The sequence below is a fragment of the Candidatus Skiveiella danica genome (genome assembly GCF_022705245.1).
Taxonomy (GTDB): domain Bacteria; phylum Pseudomonadota; class Gammaproteobacteria; order Burkholderiales; family Burkholderiaceae_C; genus Skiveiella; species Skiveiella danica.
The window spans coordinates 20,349-25,097 of sequence record NZ_JAKJEW010000034.1 but is presented as its reverse complement, the minus strand read 5'-3'; the positions used below and the strand labels follow the sequence as shown (position 1 = coordinate 25,097).

Here is a 4,749-nt window from a genome sequence, read left to right as displayed (position 1 = left end):
AGCAGCAGTTCCCGCAAAGCCCGTAGCGATCCTGGGTCACTCCAGGTTTCGACCGGCTCGACCCGCGGCAGCGGCAGCGCCATCGCATCAACTGCCTGCGTCAGCATGTCTTCCGGCAACACCAGCACGACCGGGCCGGGTCGCCCGTTCATGGCCGTCGCGAAGGCGCGCGCCACGTACTCGGGGATCCGGCGCGGGTCGTCGATGCGCTCGACCCGCTTGGCCATACCCTTGGTGCTGGGACCGAAGAAGCTGCAGAAATCGACCTCCTGAAAGGCCTCCCGATCCCGAGTGTCGCTGGCCACATCGCCGACGAAGAGCACCATCGGCGTTGAATCCTGGAACGCGGTGTGCACGCCAATGGAAGCATTCGTGGCCCCAGGGCCCCGCGTCACGAAACAAACACCGGGGCGCCCCGTCAGCTTGCCCTGCGCCTCGGCCATGAAGGCCGCGCCGCCCTCCTGGCGACAGGTGACAAAACGGATCCGTTCCGCGTGTACATGAAAGCCATCAAGCACGGCCAGATAGCTTTCACCCGGCACGCCGAACGCATGGGTAACACCTTGGGCAACGAGAGATTCGACCAGTAAATGGCCGGCCAGTTTTTCTGTCATGCGCCCATTGTGCCGCCGTGCCGGTGGATGTCAGGCCGCGACGGTCCGTCGGCCCACCCCCAGCGCCGCGCCGACACTCAAGAGCAGCACCAGTGCCGCGCCTGCCAGCGTCGCGGCGTACCAGCCCCGATCCATGAACACGCCAAAGATCAGCGGTGAAATGGCAAAACCCACGTCCAGCCCCGAATACACCATGCCGTAGACCCGGCCGGTCGCTCCCTTGGGCGTGGCTTTCTTGATCATCATGTCCCGGCTCGGCCCGCCGATGCCGACGGCCAGCCCGGTGGCGGCCAGGACCACCATGGTACCGGTGGCTCCGAACATGCCGGTGGCACATAGCGCCAGGCAGAAGGCCGCCGCCGTCATGCACACCGCCACCACACGATCACTGTGGCGTGGCAGTTTGGCAGCTACGAAGCCACCCACGAACATGCCGAACGCACCGCAGAGCATGTAGGCAGTCAAGGTCATGGTCGCAGCCTCAAAACTCACCCCATGCAGGGCCTTCAGGATGGACACCGAAAAACTCTGCACCACCGCCAGCGTCATGGTGGACAGCAGAAAAAAGCCGAAACACCACCAGACCACCGGCAGCTTCATGAACGCCATGTCTTTGGCAGGCGTCGCGTCCACATGTCGGGCAACGACCTCCGTGCGCAACTGCCCTCGGTTGAATACCAGGACCACCAGGATCAGCGCATACATCAAGGCGGCGCCCAGGTAGGCGGCGCGCCAGCCGGCCAGCGCGGTGATCCCGGCAAAGAAGACCGGCGCCAGCGCCCAGCCCAGGTTGCCGGTCAGCCCATGGGCGCTAAAGGCGTGCCCCAGGCGTGGCGCCGAGACTCTCTGGTTCAGGATGGTGAAATCCACCGGATGGAAGGTGCAGTTGCCCAACCCGGCCAGCACGGCCACGACCATCAGGGACGCGTACCCGTTGGCGTTCGCCCCGACGAGACAGGCTGCGATGAAAAAGCCGAAGGCGCCGAACAGCGCCGGACGCGCCCCGATCCGGTCCACGACGAAGCCGGCCGTCGCCTGTCCGGTGCCGGAAACCACGAAAAACACGGTCATCAGGAAACCCAGCTCAGCGAAGCTTAAACCGAACTCCTTCATGAAGACTGGAAACAGCAACGGCAGCAGCAGGTGCCCGAAATGCGAGCTGGCGTGCGCCAGACCGACGAGACCGATGACGGTGGCATCCTGGCGCAAGGGCACCTCTCGGACAACTGAACTGGCGGCAGAAAGGGTGGCGGACGGGCTCATCGGGCGATGCTAATGCGGCCTGACGCTACGGCTAATCGCTAAACTGCCAATCTTTAGCGAAAATCCGCCAAACCGCCATGCCGCCTGTCCTCCCGCGACTCAAGACCACCCCCTTCGGGGACACGGACGCGTTCACGCCGTCGCCGGAGCGTCCGGTGCGGGTGCGCTCGCGCAGCCTGCCGGCCGACGCTCATCTGGAGCCGCACTGCCATGCCTGGGGCCAGCTCACCTACTGCGAGACCGGCACGATGCAGGTGACATGCTCTGCGCCGCACCCGATCACTTGTATGGTTCCGCCCTCGCGGGCGGTCTGGGTGCCTCCGCACGCTCTGCACTCGGTCACTGTGATCGAGGCGGCGCAGCTGCGGACGCTCTATGTCTGTGCCAGCGCCGTCCCGTTCGGCTGGACCGCCAGCCGGGTGATCCGGGTCAGTCCGCTGCTGCGAGAGCTGATCGGCGCCATGGACAGCCGGCAGCCGGCTTTTCCAGCCGCGCCGCCCGCGCACAACGGCCCGGCGGCGAGGCCCACACGCGAGCAGGCCGTCACGGCACTGCTGCTCGAAGAGATCGAGCACGCCGACACCCAGGCGCTCGGGGTGCCGCTGCCAGACCCGGTCAGCGGTGACAAGCGCCTGCGCACCCTGTGCGAAGCCATGCTGCATGCGCCAACCACGCGCTCCACGTTGGCAGATTGGGCGCGCGATACCGGCGCCAGCGAACGCACCATGGCCCGCCTGTTCCGCGAAGAGCTCGGCATGAGCTACCCGCAATGGCGCCAGCAGGTGGTGCTGGCGCACGCCCTGCCCCTGCTCGCGCGGGGCCTGCCGATCAGCCAGGTGGCGGCCGCCAGCGGCTATGCCAGCGACAGTGCCTTCACCGCCATGTTCAAGGCGGCGATGGGCCAGCCGCCGAGCGCCTTTCGGATCTGAATCAGACATTTCCCAGCACTGGCGGGTCGCCGGATGGTCCCTTTTTCATAAGCTCCCTCTTGTAGCGCGGAGCCGGTCCAATCGGCAAACAAAACCGCATGCACGGTTATTGAAGACCCCTGAACAGTTGCGGTCCAACCGCCCGACGCAGATAGCGGCCAAAGGAACTGTACCTGGAAGGGTATGCCCGTTCGGGTGACAGGCAGCTGTAACCCATTGTTCACCGGTGTGAGGCGGCGCTGCAAGGACGACGACGCCTTGAGCGGGGATAGCGGTCAACACATCGTTACATCCGTCACGCCTGAGAACAGCCTGCGTTCATCTTGGGTTCAGCATGGACGCATACATTTAACCGCAGCTGTGAACCCTACCCGATACCCCATGAAAAGGAGAAGAAAGTGAAAAAGAGATTCCATGTCCTGGTCCCGTTCGCCCTGGCTGCCATCGCGGCCAGCGCAAGCGTGCATGCCCAGGTCGGCCAGCCCGGGCGCCTTTTGGCGTCCAACTGCTTCCAGTGCCACGGCACGAATGGCAAAGGTGGCTTCGACGCCATCAACGGAAAGTCGGTCGGTGAGATCTACAAGAAGCTCAAGGAATTCCAGGCCGGCAAGGAAGGTGACGGTCTCATGACCAAGCATGCCCTGGGTTACACCGACGCCCAGATGGTCGCCCTCGACAAGTGGCTTTCGACCCAGCGTTGAGCCTGCCCGACAAACAACAACACCCTATTCGGAGCAACACCATGGACAGAAGATTCTTTCTCGGCTCGGCGCTCGCCAGTGCCGTCGGCGCCACCCTATCCGCCTGTGGCGGCGGCGAAAGCGACCCCGTACTCGACCTCGCTTCATCGGATCGCCGCACTACCACCACAACAACGACAACCACGACCACCGCCGCAAGCGCTGCCGTCAAGTCACGCGTCATCGTGATCGGTGGCGGCATGGGCGGCGCCACGGTCGCCAAATACCTGCGCCTGTGGGGCGACGCGATCAGTGTGACGCTGGTCGAACGCATGCCGACCTACACCTCCAACATCATGAGCAGCCTGGTGCTCAGCGGCCAGCGAAGCCTGAGCAGCCTGTCCTACAACTATGACACCTTGCGCAGCAAGTACGGCATCACCACCGTGTTCGGCGAGGTCGTCGCCATCGACCCGGTGGCCGGCAAGGTCACCCTGGCCAACAAGACCGTGCTCACCGCCGACCGCATCGTCATGGCGCCCGGCATCAGCTTCGACACCGTGCCTGGCTTGGGCTCCTCCGACAAGATGCCCCACGCCTGGCAAGCCGGTCCGCAAACCACCTTGCTGGCCAATCAGCTGAAGGCCTTGCCAAGCAAGGGCGTGGTCGTGCTGACCATCCCCAAGACGCCGTACCGCTGCCCGCCCGGACCGTACGAGCGCGCCTGCCTGATCGCGGACTGGCTCAAGGCCAAGAAACCAGGCTCAAAGCTGATCGTGCTCGACGCCAATCCGGGCATCGTGACCGAGGTGGATAACTTCACGAATGCCTTCATGGGGTTGCACGGCAACGTGATCGAATACCACGCCAATGCCGAGGTCACCAGTGTGGACCCGGCCAGCATGTCGCTCTTCACCACGGCCGGAACGATCCGCGGCGACGTCATCAACATGATTCCGCGTCAGCGCGCCGGATCCCTGGTGGCGACGGCCGGCCTGAACAACGCCACCGAAGGCCGCTTTGCCGGGGTCAACGTGCTGAGCTACGCCAGCACGGTCTCCGGCGCCAGCAAGGTCCACATCATTGGCGACTCCAGCGCCACCACCCAGCCCAAGGCCGGCCATATCGCCAACCAGGAAGCCAAAGTATGCGCTGACGCGATCAGCCGCATCCTGTCCGGCGGTTCGCCCGACCCGGCGCCGGTGACCAACTCGGCCTGCTTCTCCACCATCACGATGACCCAGGCGTCGTGGTTGACGGCGG

5 protein-coding genes (1 of these 5 cut by a window edge) are annotated in these 4,749 nt (G+C 64.8%); 3 read left to right on the top strand and 2 right to left on the bottom strand.

Translation table 11 applies throughout. The features are described from left to right. Positions 1 to 614, bottom strand: the beginning of a protein-coding gene (locus ACMUOY_RS16640; RefSeq protein ID WP_413893857.1) for a thiamine pyrophosphate-binding protein. Its footprint begins 1,177 nt before the window's first position; only the first 614 of its 1,791 coding nucleotides appear in the window; it begins with the start codon at positions 612 to 614; its stop codon lies beyond the left edge, outside the window. A 30-nt stretch (positions 615 to 644) separates the two neighbouring features. After that, a complete protein-coding gene (locus ACMUOY_RS16635; RefSeq protein ID WP_413893856.1) occupies positions 645 to 1,877 on the bottom strand; it encodes an MFS transporter in 1,233 nt (410 codons plus the stop codon). A 77-nt stretch (positions 1,878 to 1,954) separates the two neighbouring features. On the opposite strand from ACMUOY_RS16635, the gene ACMUOY_RS16630 reads away from it, so the two are divergent. The 3 genes from ACMUOY_RS16630 to ACMUOY_RS16620 all read left to right on the top strand — a co-directional run. Next, complete coding sequence (locus tag ACMUOY_RS16630; RefSeq protein ID WP_413893855.1) at positions 1,955 to 2,806, top strand: AraC family transcriptional regulator; 852 nt, start codon at positions 1,955 to 1,957, stop codon at positions 2,804 to 2,806. Positions 2,807 to 3,204: 398 nt separating this feature from the next. Then, a complete protein-coding gene (locus ACMUOY_RS16625) occupies positions 3,205 to 3,507 on the top strand; it encodes a c-type cytochrome (RefSeq protein ID WP_413893854.1) in 303 nt (100 codons plus the stop codon). A gap of 41 nt (positions 3,508 to 3,548) precedes the next feature. Then, positions 3,549 to 4,749: FAD-dependent oxidoreductase (locus tag ACMUOY_RS16620; protein WP_413893853.1), on the top strand; the 1,201-nt coding region annotated here is incomplete at its 3' end.

What these genes read in the sequence shown, in the direction of transcription:
- ACMUOY_RS16635 (WP_413893856.1), bottom strand. Translation starts at nt 1,877, where the DNA reads ATGAGCCCGTCCGCCACCCTTTCTGCCGCCAGTTCAGTTGTCCGAGAG.
- ACMUOY_RS16630 (WP_413893855.1), top strand. Translation starts at nt 1,955, where the DNA reads ATGCCGCCTGTCCTCCCGCGACTCAAGACCACCCCCTTCGGGGACACG.